Annotated in this window: 18 protein-coding genes; 14 read left to right on the top strand and 4 right to left on the bottom strand. The window is 71.6% G+C overall.

The features are described 5' to 3' along the window. Positions 1-457: 457 nt before the first annotated feature. Genes Ade02nite_RS41490 through Ade02nite_RS41500 form a run of 3 tightly spaced genes read right to left on the bottom strand, consistent with a single transcriptional unit; the run spans position 458 to position 2,917 of the window. Positions 458-1,198, bottom strand: a complete 741-nt coding sequence (locus Ade02nite_RS41490; RefSeq protein ID WP_203776078.1) for an amino acid ABC transporter ATP-binding protein — start codon at positions 1,196-1,198, stop codon at positions 458-460. 1 nt (position 1,199) lies between these two features. Then, positions 1,200-2,048, bottom strand: a complete 849-nt coding sequence (locus Ade02nite_RS41495; protein ID WP_203776080.1) for an amino acid ABC transporter permease — start codon at positions 2,046-2,048, stop codon at positions 1,200-1,202. Next, positions 2,045-2,917 carry an ABC transporter substrate-binding protein gene (locus Ade02nite_RS41500; RefSeq protein ID WP_203776082.1) on the bottom strand — a complete coding sequence of 291 codons (873 nt, stop codon included), beginning with the start codon at positions 2,915-2,917 and terminating at the stop codon, positions 2,045-2,047. The genes Ade02nite_RS41495 and Ade02nite_RS41500 overlap by 4 nt, the downstream gene beginning before the upstream one ends. A gap of 77 nt (positions 2,918-2,994) precedes the next feature. On the opposite strand from Ade02nite_RS41500, the gene Ade02nite_RS41505 reads away from it, so the two are divergent. The 11 genes from Ade02nite_RS41505 (at position 2,995) to Ade02nite_RS41555 (ending at position 13,143) form a co-directional block, all read left to right on the top strand. Continuing rightward, positions 2,995-3,258 (top strand): phosphoribosyl-ATP diphosphatase, encoded by a 264-nt coding sequence (locus Ade02nite_RS41505; protein WP_203776084.1) that lies wholly within the window; start codon positions 2,995-2,997, stop codon positions 3,256-3,258. A gap of 49 nt (positions 3,259-3,307) precedes the next feature. Continuing rightward, positions 3,308-4,150 (top strand): ATP phosphoribosyltransferase, encoded by an 843-nt coding sequence (gene hisG, locus Ade02nite_RS41510; protein ID WP_203776086.1) that lies wholly within the window; start codon positions 3,308-3,310, stop codon positions 4,148-4,150. Positions 4,151-4,160: 10 nt separating this feature from the next. Then, entirely contained in the window at positions 4,161-4,610 is a 450-nt protein-coding gene (locus tag Ade02nite_RS41515; protein WP_239169426.1) for a PH domain-containing protein, read from the top strand. 334 nt (positions 4,611-4,944) lie between these two features. Continuing rightward, positions 4,945-5,556 (top strand): translation initiation factor IF-3, encoded by a 612-nt coding sequence (gene infC, locus Ade02nite_RS41520; protein ID WP_203776181.1) that lies wholly within the window; start codon positions 4,945-4,947, stop codon positions 5,554-5,556. A gap of 69 nt (positions 5,557-5,625) precedes the next feature. Next, positions 5,626-5,820: a 50S ribosomal protein L35 gene (gene rpmI / locus Ade02nite_RS41525; RefSeq protein ID WP_097324698.1), complete on the top strand. Its 195-nt coding sequence runs from the start codon at positions 5,626-5,628 to the stop codon at positions 5,818-5,820. Positions 5,821-5,859: 39 nt separating this feature from the next. Next, on the top strand, positions 5,860-6,252 hold the full coding sequence (gene rplT, locus Ade02nite_RS41530) for a 50S ribosomal protein L20 (RefSeq protein WP_097324701.1): 393 nt from the start codon (positions 5,860-5,862) through the stop codon (positions 6,250-6,252). A gap of 73 nt (positions 6,253-6,325) precedes the next feature. After that, on the top strand, positions 6,326-7,102 hold the full coding sequence (locus Ade02nite_RS41535) for a TrmH family RNA methyltransferase (protein ID WP_203776090.1): 777 nt from the start codon (positions 6,326-6,328) through the stop codon (positions 7,100-7,102). Between the two features lie 13 nt (positions 7,103-7,115). After that, positions 7,116-8,120, top strand: coding sequence for an alcohol dehydrogenase catalytic domain-containing protein (locus Ade02nite_RS41540; RefSeq protein ID WP_203776097.1), 1,005 nt, complete (start codon positions 7,116-7,118; stop codon positions 8,118-8,120). Positions 8,121-8,286: 166 nt separating this feature from the next. Then, positions 8,287-9,348 carry a phenylalanine--tRNA ligase subunit alpha gene (pheS, locus tag Ade02nite_RS41545; protein ID WP_203776099.1) on the top strand — a complete coding sequence of 354 codons (1,062 nt, stop codon included), beginning with the start codon at positions 8,287-8,289 and terminating at the stop codon, positions 9,346-9,348. Positions 9,349-9,352: 4 nt separating this feature from the next. After that, positions 9,353-11,830, top strand: coding sequence for a phenylalanine--tRNA ligase subunit beta (gene pheT, locus Ade02nite_RS41550; RefSeq protein WP_203776101.1), 2,478 nt, complete (start codon positions 9,353-9,355; stop codon positions 11,828-11,830). 332 nt (positions 11,831-12,162) lie between these two features. Further along, positions 12,163-13,143: a class I SAM-dependent methyltransferase gene (locus Ade02nite_RS41555; protein WP_203776103.1), complete on the top strand. Its 981-nt coding sequence runs from the start codon at positions 12,163-12,165 to the stop codon at positions 13,141-13,143. Positions 13,144-13,341: 198 nt separating this feature from the next. On the opposite strand, the gene Ade02nite_RS50850 is transcribed toward Ade02nite_RS41555, so the two are convergent. Next, the gene (locus Ade02nite_RS50850) at positions 13,342-13,662 is read right to left on the bottom strand and encodes a helix-turn-helix domain-containing protein (protein WP_203776105.1); all 321 of its coding nucleotides are present in this window, start codon (positions 13,660-13,662) and stop codon (positions 13,342-13,344) included. 136 nt (positions 13,663-13,798) lie between these two features. Here Ade02nite_RS50850 and Ade02nite_RS41565 point away from each other — a divergent pair, with 136 nt between their 5' ends. The 3 genes from Ade02nite_RS41565 to Ade02nite_RS50645 are packed head-to-tail and all read left to right on the top strand — an operon-like array spanning position 13,799 to position 15,415. After that, positions 13,799-14,029: a DUF4440 domain-containing protein gene (locus tag Ade02nite_RS41565; RefSeq protein ID WP_203776107.1), complete on the top strand. Its 231-nt coding sequence runs from the start codon at positions 13,799-13,801 to the stop codon at positions 14,027-14,029. Between the two features lie 34 nt (positions 14,030-14,063). Continuing rightward, positions 14,064-14,675 carry a M20/M25/M40 family metallo-hydrolase gene (locus tag Ade02nite_RS50640; RefSeq protein ID WP_239169428.1) on the top strand — a complete coding sequence of 204 codons (612 nt, stop codon included), beginning with the start codon at positions 14,064-14,066 and terminating at the stop codon, positions 14,673-14,675. A 26-nt stretch (positions 14,676-14,701) separates the two neighbouring features. After that, complete coding sequence (locus Ade02nite_RS50645) at positions 14,702-15,415, top strand: zinc-binding metallopeptidase family protein (protein WP_239169429.1); 714 nt, start codon at positions 14,702-14,704, stop codon at positions 15,413-15,415. The last annotated feature ends 29 nt before the right edge of the window (positions 15,416-15,444 follow it).

Raw genomic sequence — 15,444 nt, forward strand, 5'->3', positions numbered from 1 at the left:
ACCGTGCGGGCGGTGGCCGGTCCGCGGGCGAAGAGCGCGCCCGCCGGGTCGCGGTCACGCGCAGGACCATCTCCTGCACGCTGCCGGTGCAATCGGCCGTCCCGCGGCGGGTGCCCTCGGCGACGGCGGTGCCGTTGACCGCGGTGACGGTGACCCGGACCTGGATGGTGGCTCCGGCCGGGCAGGTCGCGGCGAGGGTGACCCGCACGCGTTCCCCGTCGAGCCGCAGCTCGGCGGCGACGACGCGGGTGCTGGACGCGGCGTGGGCCGCCGCCGGCGTGACCAGCAGGGCCGCGATCAGGGCGGCGGCGAACAGGGCGAAACGGCGCATCGGCGGTCCTTCCCCTGGGCAGGGGGCCGCCGTCCCCGTCGCGGCGGTTCACCCCCGTGCCCGCTGTTGCACCCTGTCACCTCGTAACTACTTAAAGCGAACGCCGGGTCGGCATTCCGACATGGCTCAGAGGCGGCCGGCCTCGATGATGCGGGCCAGGAACTGGCGGGTCCTGGGCTCGGCCGGATCGCCCAGCACGCGCGACGGCGGACCCTCCTCCAGCACCTTGCCCTTGTCGAGGAAGGCGACCCGGTCGGCCACCTGGCGGGCGAAGCCCATCTCGTGGGTGGCCAGCACCATGGTCATGCCCTCGCCCTTGAGGTCGCGGATCATGGTGAGCACCTCGCCGACGAGCTCGGGGTCCAGCGCCGACGTGACCTCGTCGAGCAGGAGCAGCCGCGGGCTGTTGACCAGGGCGCGCACGATGGCCACGCGCTGCTGCTGGCCGCCGGAGAGGCGGTCGGGATAGGCCGTGGCCTTGTCGGCCAGCCCCACCCGCTGGAGCCATTCGCGGGCCTGCTCGCGGGCCTCGGCGACGGGCCTGCGGTGGACGCGCACCGGCGCGAGCGTGATGTTGTCGAGCACCGTCATGTGCGGGAACAGGTTGTACGACTGGAAGACGAGACCGATCTTCTGGCGCACCGCGTCGGGGTCGGCCCTGGGGTCCGTGATGTCCTCGCCGTCGAGCCGGATCGTGCCGTCGTCGATCTCGGTGAGCAGGTTGACGCAGCGCAGCAGCGTGGACTTGCCCGAGCCGGAGGCGCCGATCAGCGCGACCACCTCGTGCTCACCCACGTCGAGGCTGAGCCCGTCGAGCACCACGTTCGGGCCGAACGTCTTGCGGACGTCCTGGCAGGAGAGCACCATCTCAGGTCCCCGCGTTCTGACGGCGTGCGGCGCGCAGCGTGACGAAGTCGGTGACCCCGATCAGCGGCAGCGCCAGCAGGACGAAGAGCACACCCGCCACTACGTACGGGGTGAAGTTGGCCTCCTGCGCCACGCCGATCTGCGCCGCGCGGATCGCGTCGATCGGGCCGGCCAACGAGATCAGCCCCACGTCCTTCTGCATCGCCACGGTGTCGTTGAGCAGCGGCGGAGCCGACCGCCGGACGGCCTGGGGGAGCACCACGTGGCGCATCGCCTGGCGATAGCTGAGCCCCAGCGAGCGGGCCGCCGCGACCTGGCTCGGGTGCACCGACTCGATGCCGGAGCGGATCACCTCGGCCAGGTAGGCGCCGTAGGTGATCACGATGGCTGCGCCGCCGAGCACGGTGACGCTCGGCGTGCCCTGCAGGCGCAGGCCCGGGATGCCGAACGCGAAGAGGTAGATCACGATGATCAGCGGCAGGCCGCGGAACGAGTACGTGTACACCGTGGCGAGCGTGCGCACCGGGAAGAAGACCGGGCCGCGCAGGGTCCGCAGGATCGCGATGAGCAGGCCCAGGGCGAGGGCGCACGCGGCGCAGACCACGAAGAGCCGGATGTTGAGCCACAGGCCCTCGAGGATGGCCGGCAGGTATTTCCGGGCGATGCGCGGGTCGAAGAACGACGCGCGCACCCGGTCCCAGCCGGGCGCGCCGGTGATCAGCACGACCAGCAGGGTGCCGAGGACCGCTGTCGAGAGCGCGGCGAGCAGCACGGACCGGATCGCCTGCTTGCGTCGGTAAGCGATCCGGCCGCGCTGAATGTCGCTAGGAGTGTGGTGCTGGAGGATCACTGGAGCTCTTTTGCACCACCCGTGTCGGCCAGCCACGTCTTCTCGAGCACGGCGAGCGTGCCGTCCTGGCGCAGCTGGTCGACCGCCTGGCTGACGCAGGTGGTCAGCGGCGAGCCCTTGTCGAGCACCAGGCCGAACTGCTCCGGCGTGCCCACCTGGGGCAGCTGGCCGACGATGACGCCGTCCTTGAGCTCGGCGGACGTCATGTAGAACGCGGTCGGCAGGTCCACCACGATGCCGTCGACAGTGCCGTTGACCAGCGCGGCCTTGGCGTCGTCGTTGTTGTTGAAGACCGACGGCTGGGCGCTCGGCTTGATCAGGTCGGTGATCGCCTGGTAGCTGGTCGTGCCGACCTGGGCGCCGAGCTTGGCGCCCTTGAGGTCGGCGAGCGAGGCGGCCGACGCGATCTTCGAGCCCTTTGTGGTGATCACGGTCTGGCGGACGAGGTAGTACGGCGAGGAGAAGTCCACCGCGTTACGCCGTTCGGGTGTGATCGAGAACTCGTTGATGTCGAAGTCGAACGCCTTCGGCCCCGGCGCGATGGCGTTGTTGAACGTCACAGAGGTCCAGATCACGTTGTCCTGTGAATACCCGAGGCGCTGGGCGACCTGGTAGGCGACGGCCGATTCGAAACCTTTGCCGTTCTTGGGGTCGTTGTCGGAGAACCACGGCTCGTACGCGGGGTTGTCCGTGCCGATCGTCAGCTTGCCAGCCGTCTTGGTCTGCAGGGCGCCAGCAGGGCAAAGGCTTCCCGAGGAGGAAGCTGACGCGGTCGGGGAGTCGTTCTCGTCGGCGGGAGCGCAGCCCGCCAGGGCGGCCACCAGGAGCGCGGCGCCGCCGATCGAGGTGAGGGTGTTTCGGCTGACCATGTCCGGCAGCCTAGGCCACGTCTCACCTGCTGGGGCCGTTCGTCGCCATCCCGTGACGAGTTGGCAAAATGCCATCCGTGAAGACGTTCGAAGAGCTGTTCGCCGAGCTTCAGGCGAAAGCGGTGGAGAAGCCGGAGGGCTCGTCCACCGTCGCCGCCCTGGAGCGCGGAGTCCACTTCATCGGGAAAAAGGTCGTCGAGGAGGCGGCCGAGTCCTGGATGGCCGCCGAGCACGAGGGCCCCGAGCGGGCCGCCGAGGAGATCTCCCAGCTGCTCTACCAGGCCCAGGTCCTGATGATCGCCACCGGTCTGCAGCTCGAGGACGTCTACCGACATCTGTGACGTGCCGCCCCGATCCACCGACGAGATCGATCCAAGGAGCACGTCCGCCATGCTGCGCATCGCCGTACCGAACAAGGGGACCCTGTCCCAGCCCGCGTCCCAGATGCTGCGTGACGCCGGCTACCGCCAGCGCACCGACCCCAAGGACCTCGTCTGCCGCGACGAGGCCAACCACGTCGAGTTCTTCTACCTGCGACCCCGCGACATCGCCACGTACGTCGGCTCGGGCGACCTGGACCTCGGCATCACCGGCCGCGACCTGCTCGTCGACTCCGGCGTCCCGGCCAGCGAGCTGCTCGACCTCAACTTCGGCGGCGCGACCTTCCGCTGGGCCGCCCCCGCCGACAGCGCCATCACGGCCGACCAGATCGGCGGCCGCCGCATCGCCACCGCCTACCCCGGTGTCGTCGAGCGCTACCTGACCGAGCGAGACCTCAAGGCCGATGTCGTACGCCTGGACGGCGCGGTCGAGAACGCGGTGCGCCTCGGCGTGGCCGACGTGATCGCCGACGTGGTCGAGACCGGCGCGACGCTGCGCCAGGCCGGGCTGGTCACCTTCGGCGAGCCGCTGCTGCGGTCCTCGGCCATCCTGATCGGCCGGCCCTCCGAGGAGGCCGTGGGCGCCGCCCAGCTGGTTCGCCGGCTCCAGGGCGTGCTGGTGGCGCGCAGCTACGTGATGCTCGCCTACGACGTGCGCGCCGACCTGCTCGACCAGGCCACCGCGCTCACCCCGGGCTTCGAGTCGCCGACCGTCTCGCCGCTGCACCGCGAGGGCTGGGTCGCCGTGTCGGCCATGGTCCCGCGTGCCGACGTGCACCGGATCATGGACGAGCTGTACGAGCTGGGCGCCCGCGCCATCCTGGTGACCGACATCGCGAATTGCAGGTTGTAACGTGGCTCTCGTGGAGACGAAGCCGGTCACGTACCGGCCCTTGAAGATCCGCTGGGTGGCGGTGCCGCTCGCCATCGGCGTCGCGCTGCTGTTCACCGTGCTCAGCTTCGGGCTGCACGGCTCGGCGGGCTTCGACAACTCCGGCACGTTCCAGCGCGGCGACCAGGCCGCCATGATCGGCCTGGGCGTGCTGATCGGCCTGGGCATCCTGGCCTTCTGCCGCCCCAAGGTGACGGCCGACGCCGACCACATCAAGATCCGTAACGTGATCGGCGGCTACGACCTGCCCTGGTCGGTGGTGCGCAAGGTGCGCTTCGACCGCAACTCGCCCTGGGCCCAGCTGGAGCTGCACGACGAGGAGCAGATCTCGATCCACGCGCTCCAGGCGGCCGACAAGGACTACGCGGTCGAGGGCGTCCGCACCCTGCGCCAGCTGCATCAGGCCTCCGTCGAGGCCTGATCTCCAGTACCTGGTAGACTTCACCGCAGTCGACCACGCCCTTGTGCAAGCAGGGGCGCGAAAGAGGAGCCCGCCGGCTCCCACCCGCAGTCCTCGATTCGCTCGTAGGGCCGGGTCCGGTCACCTGCGCCACGGGAATAATCGCGGCGCGGGGTGCGTCCTCATGGGCGCCGATGACCGGTCGAGCGGGCCCCGGCATGCACTTTTCTCAAGGTGCGCACGGGGCCTTCTGCTTTCCCGGCGCCCGGCACCCGAGGGCGCGGGGCCGACCGACATTGGCAGCGCCGCGTGGTTGGGGAACCGCGCGGCGAGGGATATTAACTGAGGAGGCCCCATCAGCGTCGAACCACGCGTCAACGAACAGATCCGGGCTCGTGAGGTCCGACTGGTCGGCCCCGAGGGTGAGCAGGTGGGCATCGTCCCGCTCGAGCGCGCTCTCCAGCTGGCCGCGGACGTCGACCTGGACCTGGTCGAGGTTGCTCCGATGGCGCGGCCGCCGGTGTGCAAGCTCATGGACTTCGGCAAGTTCAAGTACGAGAGCGCACTGAAGGCACGCGAAGCGCGGCGCAACCAGCAGCAGACCGTCATCAAGGAGATGAAGCTCCGTCCGAAGATCGACCCGCACGACTACGAGACCAAGAAGGGTCACGTGGTGCGGTTCCTCAAGGCGGGCGACAAGGTCAAGGTGACGATCATGTTCCGCGGTCGCGAGCAGAGCCGCCCCGAGCTGGGTTTCCGGCTCCTGCGCCGGCTCAGCGAGGAGATCTCGGAGCTTGGTTTCGTGGAGGCCAGTCCGAAGCAGGACGGCCGAAACATGATCATGGTGCTGGCCCCGCATCGGGCGACCAAGGCCGCTGCCGTGGCGGCCAAGCCCGGCCGCGAGCAGCGCGAGGGCGATGGTGCCGGCACTACGCCGGACGCTCCCGCCGACACCACCGCAGAGTAGACAGCTTTTCCGCGCGACGAGGGGCCGACCGGCCCCCCGATCGCGTGGAAAGATCAGAAAGAGGCTCACGTGCCTAAGTTCAAGCCGCACACCGGCACCGGCAAGCGGGTGAAGGTCACCGGCAAGGGCAAGCTCCGCACCGAGCAGGCCGGCAAGCGCCACCTGCTCGAGGGCAAGTCCTCGCACGTCACGCGCCGCATGACGGGCACCACCGCCGTCGCCAAGGCGGACATTCCGCGAGTGAAGAAGCTGCTGGGCCGCTGACGCGCGCGCCACACACGTTCCCCTGTTAGGAGTACCGAAATGGCACGCGTCAAGCGGGCAGTCAACGCCCAGAAGAAGCGTCGCACGTTGCTGGAGACCGCCAGCGGATACCGCGGTCAGCGCTCCCGCCTTTACCGCAAGGCCAAGGAGCAGGTGCTGCACTCGATGCAGTACTCGTACCGCGACCGCCGTGACCGCAAGGGCGACTTCCGCCAGCTGTGGATCACGCGCATCAACGCGGGGGCCCGGGCCAACGGCCTGACCTACAACCGCCTCATCCAGGGCCTCAAGCTGGCCGGCGTCGAGGTGGACCGCAAGATCCTGGCCGACCTCGCGGTGAACGACGCCGCCGCCTTCGCGGCGATCGTCGAGGTCGCGCGGGCCGCCGTGGCGGCCGAGGGCACCGGCGGCGCCGCCGCTCAGGCTGCCTGATACCGCGTTTCGTCTCAGGGCGCTTCCCGTACGCACGGGAGGCGCCCTGCTTCGTGGAAGAGCAAGAGCTCGGATGACTTTTACCTCCCGTACTCCCCGGGTCGCCGCGGCCCGCAAGTTGCAGCGCCGCAAGGATCGCGACCAGACCGGCCGATTCCTGGCCGAAGGGCCGCAGGCGGTGCGCGAGGCGCTCGCCGCGGGAGTGGTGATCGAGCTCTTCGGCACCGGCGAGGGCCTGTCCCGGCACGCCGAGCTGGCCGCACAGGCGCAGGTGGTGTCGCCGGTGAGCGACGACGGCCTGGCCGCCCTCGCCGAGACGGTGAACCCGCAGGGGCTCGTCGCGGTGTGCGAGCAGGTGGACGTGCCGCTGCACGAGGCGCTCGCCAAGGAGCCCCGGCTCGTCGCCGTCGTGGCGGAGATCCGCGACCCGGGCAACGCGGGCACCGTGCTGCGCACCGCGGACGCCGCCGGGGCGAGCGCGGTGATCTTCGCGGGGGACGCCGTCGACCCGTACAACGGGAAATGCGTCCGCGCGTCGGCCGGCTCGTTGTTTCATGTAGATGTGGTCCGTGCCCCGCTCGACGTCGTCCCCGACCTGAACGCCGCCGGTCTCCAGGTGCTCGCCACCAGCGGATACGGCGCCGATGACCTGGACACCCTGGCCGACGACGGCGTGCTGGCCGCGCCGACCGCCTGGCTGTTCGGGTCGGAGGCGCACGGCCTGCCCTCCGCGCTGCTGGACGCCGCTGACCGGCAGGTGCGCGTGCCGATCTACGGCGGCGCCGAGAGCCTCAACCTGGCCGCGGCGGCCGCCGTCTGCCTGTACGCGTCGGCGCGGGCCCAGCGCTGATGAGGGCGTGCTGATGAGGGCGATCGTCTACGACGCGGTGGGCTCGGTGCCGCGGGTGGCCGACGTGCCCGCCCCCGACTGCCCGCCCGACGGCGCGGTGGTCGAGGTGCGCGCGACCGGTGTCTGCCGCTCCGACTGGCACGCCTGGCGCGGGCACGACCCGGTGCCGCTGCCGCACATCCCGGGCCACGAGTTCGCCGGTGTCGTCTCGGCCGTCGGGCCGCAGGTCAAGGGCTTCGCCGTCGGCGACCGGGTGACCGCGCCCTTCGTCAACGGGTGCGGCTGGTGCCCGTACTGCGTCGCCGGCCGGGCGCAGATCTGCCCCAACCAGACGCAGCCCGGCTTCACCCATCCCGGTTCGTTCGCCGAGCAGGTGCAGGTGCGCGCGGCCGACACCAACCTCGTACGGCTGCCCGACGCCGTCGATTTCGTGCCGGCGGCCGCCCTCGGATGCCGCTTCGCCACGGCCTTCCGGGCGCTGACCGGGCACGGGCCGGTGCCGGACGACGCCGTGGTGGCGGTGCACGGCTGCGGCGGCGTGGGCCTGTCCGCGGTGATGATCGCGGTGGCGCTGCGGCTGCGGGTGCTCGCGCTCGACCTCTCGCCGGCGGCGACCGCGATGGCCGCGTCGCTCGGCGCGGTGGTGGTGCCGTCGGTGGTGGGCGAGGCCGACATCGCGATCGACGCCTACGGCTCGGCCGAGACGGCGGAGGCCTCGGTGCGCAGCCTGCGGCGCGGCGGGCGGCACGTGCAGGTGGGCCTGATGCTCGGCGACGACGCGCGGGCGCCGCTGCCGTGGGACCTGGTCGTCGCGCACGAGCTCCAGGTCGTCGGCTCGCACGGCATGGCCGCCGTGGACTATCCGCCGATGCTCGACCTCGTGGCGCGCGGGCGGCTCGACCCGGGCCGCCTGGTGGGCTCGGTGATCGACCTGGCCGAGGCCGGCGAGGCGCTGCGCGCGATGGACTCGCCGATCCCCGCCCACGCCGGTATCACCGTCGCTGTCCGTTCGGTGTGACCGCTATGCTTGGTCCCGTGCCAGGACACTCGATGCTGTTTAGCCGGCCCGCTGGTCGCGGGCGCTAGGCACTCCTGGGCGTTCTCCCTGACCGGCGGGCTGCGGCCGAGCCGCGCCTCCGTACACTGCCCGATGGTTCATCCGGTGTGAGGGAGCTTGCCCGACCATGTCCTACCGCAACGATCCGTACGATCCGAAGCAGGCCGCCCTGCTCGACCCGGCCGCCCTCGAGGCCGCCGTGGACGACGCGCGCAAGGCCTTCGACGACGCGCCCGACCTCGACGCGCTGGCCGCGCTGAAGCCCCTGCACCTGGGTGACCGCTCGCCGGTCTCCCTCGCCCGGCGCGAGATCGGCTCGCTGCCGCCGGCCGCGAAGTCCGACGCCGGCAAGCGGGTCAACCTGGCCCGGCAGTCCATCCAGGGCGCGTACGACTCCCGCCAGACCGAGCTCGAGCTCGACCGGGCCGCCAAGGTGCTGGTGGAGGAGCGGGTCGACGTCACCCTCCCGTGGGACCGCCGCCCGCGCGGCGCGCGCCACCCGCTGACCACGCTCATGGAGCACATGGGCGACCTGTTCGCCGGCATGGGCTACGACATCGTCGAGGGCCCCGAGCTCGAGCTCGAGTGGGCCAACTTCGACGCGCTCAACATCGGGCCCGACAACCCCGTCCGCGGGGCGATGGACACCTTCTACGTCGACCTGCCCGGCCTCGTCATGCGCACGCACACGTCGCCCGGCCAGGTCCGCTCGATGATCACCAAGCAGCCGCCGATCTATGTGGTGAGCCCCGGCCGCGCCTACCGCTCGGACGAGCTCGACGCCACGCACAGCCCGGTCTTCCACCAGATCGAGGGCCTGGTCGTCGACGAGGGCATCACGATGGCCCACCTGCGCGGCACGCTCGACCACTTCGCCAAGGCGATGTTCGGCCCCGACGCGCGCACCCGCTGGCGGCCGCACTACTTCCCGTTCACCGAGCCGTCCGCCGAGTTCGACGTCTGGTTCGCCCAGCACCGCGACGGCCCGCGCTGGGTCGAGTGGGGCGGCTGCGGCATGGTCAACCCGCGGGTGCTCACCGCCTGCGGCATCGACCCCGACCGCTACTCGGGCTTCGCGTTCGGCATGGGCGTCGAGCGCACCCTGATGTTCCGCAACGGCGTCAGCGACATGCGCGACATGGTCGAGGGCGACGTCCGCTTCACCACGAACTTCGGAATGGAGGTCTGACGCGATGAAGACCACGCTCTCGTGGCTGCGCGAGTTCGTCGAGCTGCCCGCGGACCTCACGCCGGCGCAGCTGGACGCCGCGCTGACCGACCTCGGCATGGAGGTCGAGTCGATCGTCGACCAGGCCGCCACCGTCAAGGGTGACCTGGTCGTCGGCCGGGTGCTGACGATCGAGGAGCTGACCGGCTTCAAGAAGCCGATCCGGTTCACCACCGTGGACGTCGGCCGGGACGCCCCCCAGGAGATCATCTGCGGGGCGCGGAACTTCGCCGAGGGCGACCTCGTCGTGGTGATCCTGCCCGGCGGCGAGCTGCCGGGCGGCTTCAAGATCGGCGCGCGCAAGACGTACGGCCGCAACTCCAACGGCATGATCTGCTCCGCGGCCGAGCTGGGCCTCAGCGGCGACCACTCGGGCATCATCGTGCTGCCCGCCGGGTCGGCCGAGCCCGGCACCGACGCGCGTCCCACCGTCGGCCTCGACGACGTGCTGGTCGAGGTCGAGATCACCCCCGACCGGGGGTACGAGATGAGCCTGCGCGGCATGGCCCGCGAGCTCTCGTACGCGTTCTCCGCCGCCTACACCGACCCGGCCGCGGTGCCGTTCGCCGCGCCCACCGCCGAGTCGCCGTACCCGGTGACCGTCGAGGACACCGTCGGCTGCGACCGCTTCTCGGCGCGCGTGGTGCGCGGCATCGACCCGACCGCGCCGTCACCCGCCTGGATGCAGAAGCGCCTGGTGGCCGCGGGCATCCGGACCATCTCGCTGCCCGTCGACATCACCAACTACCTGATGCTCGAGCTGGGCCAGCCGATGCACGTCTTCGACCTCAACCGGCTCAGCGGCGGCCTCGTCGTGCGCCGCGCCCGCCCGGGCGAGAAGCTGACCACCCTGGACGGCGTGGCCCGCCTGCTCGACGCCGAGGACATGGTGATCTGCGACGACACCGGCCCGATCTCGCTCGCCGCCGTGATGGGCGGCGAGACCAGCGAGTGGCAGCCCGAGACGGTGGACGTGCTTCTCGAGGCCGCGCACTGGGACCCGGTGATGGTCGGCCGCACCGCCCGCCGCCACAAGCTGTTCAGCGAGGCCGCGAAGCGCTGGGAGCGGGGTGTCGACCCGCAGCTGACGCTGGTCGCGCTGGCGCGGGCCGTGGAGATCCTGACCGAGCACGCCGGCGGCACCGTCGACGAGCGCGTGCTCGACATCGACCACGTGGTGGCGCCCTCTGCCATCGCGCTCGACGCGGAGCTGCCCGCCCAGCGCATCGGTCTCGCCTATTCCGCCGCCGACGTCGTGAAGCTGCTCTCTCAGGTCGGCTGCCAGGTCAGCGAGACGGTGCCGCTGGAGGTCACGCCGCCGTCGTGGCGTCCCGACCTGCTGACGCCGATCGACCTGGTCGAGGAGGTGGCCCGCCTCGGCGGGTACAACGACATCCCGAGCATCCTGCCGCCGGCCCGCGGTGGCAGCGGCATCACGCCCGCGCAGCGCCGTCGCCGCACGGTGGGCCGGGCGCTGGCCGAGAACGGGTACGTCGAGGTGCTGTCCTACCCGTTCGTCGCGCCGGGCGCGGCCGACCTGCTCGGCTACCCCGAGGACGATCCGCGGCGCAGCGCGGTGCGGCTGACCAACCCGCTCTCCGAGCAGGAGCCGCTGCTGCGCACGTCGCTGCTGCCCACGCTGCTCGGCACGCTCAAGCGCAACCTGGGACGCGGCCACCGCGACCTGGCGATCTTCGAGACGGGCCTGGTCTTCCTGCCGGGCCTGGCGGTGACCGCGCCGCCGGCCATGGGCGTCGACCGCCGCCCGAGCGAGGACGAGTGGCGCGCGGCCAACGAGATCGTCCCGGCCCAGCCGTGGCACCTGGCGGCGGCCGTGACCGGCGACATCGCCCCCGCCGGCTGGTGGGGCGCCGGCCGCGAGGCGTCGTGGGCGGACGCGATCGAGGCGGCGCGGGTCGCGCTCTCGGCCGCGGGCATCACCCCGGACCGGGTGACGGTGTCGGCGGCCGAGCTGGCCCCGTGGCACCCGGGCCGCTGCGCGGCGATCGCGGTGGACGGCACGGTGGTGGGCCACGCCGGCGAGCTGCACCCGGCCGTCGTCTCGGCGTGGGAGCTGCCGAAGCGCACGAGTGTCATGGAACTCGACCTCGACGCCCTGCCGGCGGCGCCGGTCACCCAGGCGAAGAAGATCTCGTCGTTCCCGCCGGCCCTGATCGACGTGGCGCTGGTCGTCGACCGCGACACCCCGGCCGCCGAGGTGGCAGCGGTGCTGGCGGAGGGCGCGGGGGAGCTGCTCGAGTCGGTGTCCCTGTTCGACCTGTACGAGTCGGACCAGCTCGGCGAGGGCAAGAAGTCGCTGGCCTACAAGCTGACCTTCCGGGCGGCCGACCGCACCCTCACCTCCGAGGAGACGCTGACCGCCCGCGACGCCGCCGTTGCCGCGGTGGCCGGTCGTTTCGGGGCCACGCTGCGCGGGGCCTGATCTCCGGTTCCCGGCCCTCGCCGCTCGCCGGCGGCGGGGGCCCGGCAGAACGAACGTTCTGTCTCGTGGTGGAGCGGTGTGCCTGGGGGTAGAACGAACGTTCTGTCTCGTGGTGGAGCGGTGGGCCCGGGGGTAGAACGAACGTTCTGTCTCGTGGTGGGACGGTGTGCCTGGGGGTAGAACGAACGTTCTGTCTCTTGGCGGGGCGATGGGCCTGGGGGTAGAACGAACGTTCTGTCTCTTGGCGGGGCGGCTGCTGCGGGTAGAACGAACGTTCTGTCTCACGTGTTCACGGGATGTGCCGGGCTTCGCGTCCGTCCAAGATGGCCGGTATGACGTTCGCGCCGGACGACCTCGATCGCATCGCGGCCCACCTCGCGGCGACCGGCGAGATCGACACGCGCTACTCGTACACGGGTGACGGCGCCGGATCGTGGGACCGGCTCGCGACCTGGCAGGAGACCGGCGCCGAGCCGAACGTCCTGCACGCGACGCTGAGCATGCTGCGCGACATGCACCACGAGCTGATCGCCCCGCTGCACGGGCCGGTGCGGGTGGTCGATCTCGGGCCGGGCAACGGCATTCCGGTGCGGGGCCTGCTCCAGAGACTGCGCGACGCGGGCCGGCTCGAACGGTATGTGGGCGTCGACGCCAGCGCCGAGATGCTCGCCATCGCCGAGGCGAACCTGCGCGAATGGCTGGACCCGGCGCCGCCGCTGGAGTTCCACCGCCGGGACTTCACCGCCGATCCGCTCGCGGACCTGCGCGGCCGCGCCACGCTGGTGTTCCTGGGCGGCGGCACGCTGTTGAACTTCGCCGACCCGGTGGCGGTGCTGCGGCATGTGCGGCAGGTGGCCGACGTCATCGTCTACGCGGCCCGCGCCGACACCGTGCACAGCCGCGCCTCCTTCCGCTGGGCTCGCGACCACACGGGCGACGGCATGCCGGATGATTACCGGTCGATGCTCGAACGTCTCGGCGTGCCGCGTTCGCACTACGAGCCCGAGAGCGGCTTCGACGACACGGCGCGGCAGCGCTACCTGCGCATCCGGCTCACCGCGCCGGTGACGATCGCCGGCCGCCTCACCTTGCCGCCGGGCCGGCGGGTGCAGCTGTGGCGCTACCTGCACCGCACCGTCGAGGAACTGGGCGCGATGATGACGGACGCCGGCTACGCGCCGCTGACCGCGCGCCGCAGCCCCGACGGCGAGTTCCTGCTCTTCGCGGGCCGGGTGCCGCCCGCGGACGGCGAGGCTTTCACCGGCGGCGCGGCTGCCACCGACGGCGATGCTTCCACCGACGGCGCGGCGTGAGGCGGCCCGGGGTGCGGCGGCCCGGGGTGGGGCGGCCCGGGGTGGGGCAGCGGCCCGGCGTGGGGCAGCGGCCCGGCGTGGGGCGGCGGCCCGGCGTGGGGCAGCGGCCCGGAGTGGGGCAGCGGCGACGCGGCGTGAGGCTTGAAGGAGCGCGTCCTGGCGGCGTCGTCGCCGCCAACTTCGGCCGCCAGGACGCGCTCAGCTCGCGGCGGGGCGCCGTGTATCAGGGAAGATCTTGTCGTACGCGATCAGCCAGCGGATCTGCTCGCGTGGGGGGACCTGGCAGCCGCGCAGGAACGCCAGCAACGTGTCGCGACGCGGCGAGTGCCCGCGCGCGGCTATCAGGTTGTGCGCCGTGGCGCGGGAGATCGGGGTGCCCGCCAGGCTGCTACGGCGGACCACACTGTCAACGGAACACCTCCGCTGGTGCATCAGAGCTCTGAGCCGCCTGCCGAGCTCTTGCGGCGTAGCGGCACCGGTGGGATCGGGCGGAACGTTCGACATGGTTGCAACGCTCATCGACCATTGCCTCCAACGGCCTCGGTCCTCGCGGCAACGAGGATCTTCCGGGGTCGACGTCGATCCTGCGTCCGCCCACCAGCCGAAACAAGAACGCGGCTGCGCACAACTTCGCGACGCCTGCGATGCTCGGGAGATGGACCAGGTGATCGCCGATGTGCTCGACGCCGTGCGGCGGGGCGACCGGGCCGCGCTCGTGGTACTGCTCCATCCCTACCTGCACTGGACCGAGGGCGGCTCGACGATCCGGGGGCGCAACAAGGTCTTCGCCCGGCTCGACGGCGGCCCGATGCCGGTGGCGCCCGCGTCGTTCGAGCTGCGGGACGGCCAGGTCTATCGCTGGGTCGCCGCCGAGCGCGCGCCATAGACATGCATCGCTGTCTGGGTGTTGAGTGGAGGGCATGGCCAAGTCGACGAGGCGTACCTTTCTGACGGTTTCGGCGGCCGCCGCGGCGGCGCCGCTCGTGGTGGGGGAGGCCGCGCAGGCCAAGCCCGCGGCCGGGGTCCGGGAGATCCTGCGGGAGATCGATCCGCGCCGGATCGAGGCGATCATCCGGCGGCTCGTGGCGTTCGGGACGCGGCACACGCTGTCCAGCCAGGACGATCCGGTGCGGGGCATCGGCGCGGCGCGGGACTGGATCTTCGCCGAGATGCAGCGGTACGCGGCAGGGACGCCGATGACCGTGGAGCTTCAGTCGTTCATCCAGCCCGTGTCGCCGCGGGTGCCCGAGCCCACGCGGATCACCAACGTCATCGCGACCCTGCCGGGCAGCGTCTCGCCGGAGCGGATCTACGTGGTGACCGGGCACTACGACTCGCGGGTCACCGACGTCATGAACGCCACGGCCGACGCGCCCGGCGCGGACGACGACGCGTCCGGGGTGGCGGTGGTCATGGAGCTCGCCCGGGTGTTCGCCAAGAGCCGGATCAGGCCCGAGGCGACGGTCGTCTTCGCGGCCGTGGCCGGCGAGGAGCAGGGGCTCTACGGCTCCGACCACATGGCCCAGGTCTAAAGGACCGGGGCGCGGACATCCAGGCGATGTTCAGCAACGACATCGTCGGTACGGGCACCGCGCACGACGGCACGACCGCCCACCCGCGCCAGGTGCGGCTCTTCGTGGAGGGCGTGCCCACCTCGGAGACGCCGGCCGAGGCGCGCACCCGGCTCAGCGTCGGCGGCGAGAACGACGGGCCGTCGCGCCAGCTCGGGCGGTTCGTGCGCAGCATCAGGACCGACATGGACGTACGAGTGATCTGGCGGCGCGACCGCTATCTGCGCGGCAGCGACCACATCTCGTTCCTGCTGCGCGGCTATCCGGCGGCGCGCTTCACCGAGCCGCGGGAGAACTTCGCGCACGAGCACCAGGACGTCCGCGTCGAGAACGGCGTGCAGTACGGCGACCTGATCGAGTTCTGCGACTTCCAGTACATCGCCCGGGTGGCGCGCACCAACGCCGCGGTGCTCTGGTCGCTGGCGCAGGCGCCCGGCACCCCGCGCGGCGTGGTCATCGACACGACGCAGCTGACCAACGAGACGACGCTGCGCTGGGAGCCCGGCACCGAACCGGGCCTGGCCGGCTACGAGGTGGTCTGGCGCGAGACCACCGCGCCGGACTGGCAGCACAGCCGGGACGTCGGCAAGGTCGCCACGGTCACGATCGACCTCTCCAAGGACAACGTCCTCTTCGGCGTCCGGGCGTACGACTCCGACGGCAACCGCAGCCCGGTCGCCGCCCCCAAGCCGTCGACCTGATTCTCAGCGAAATTATTGACAATTCGAAT

It is taken from the genome of Paractinoplanes deccanensis (genome assembly GCF_016862115.1).
Lineage (GTDB): Bacteria > Actinomycetota > Actinomycetes > Mycobacteriales > Micromonosporaceae > Actinoplanes > Actinoplanes deccanensis.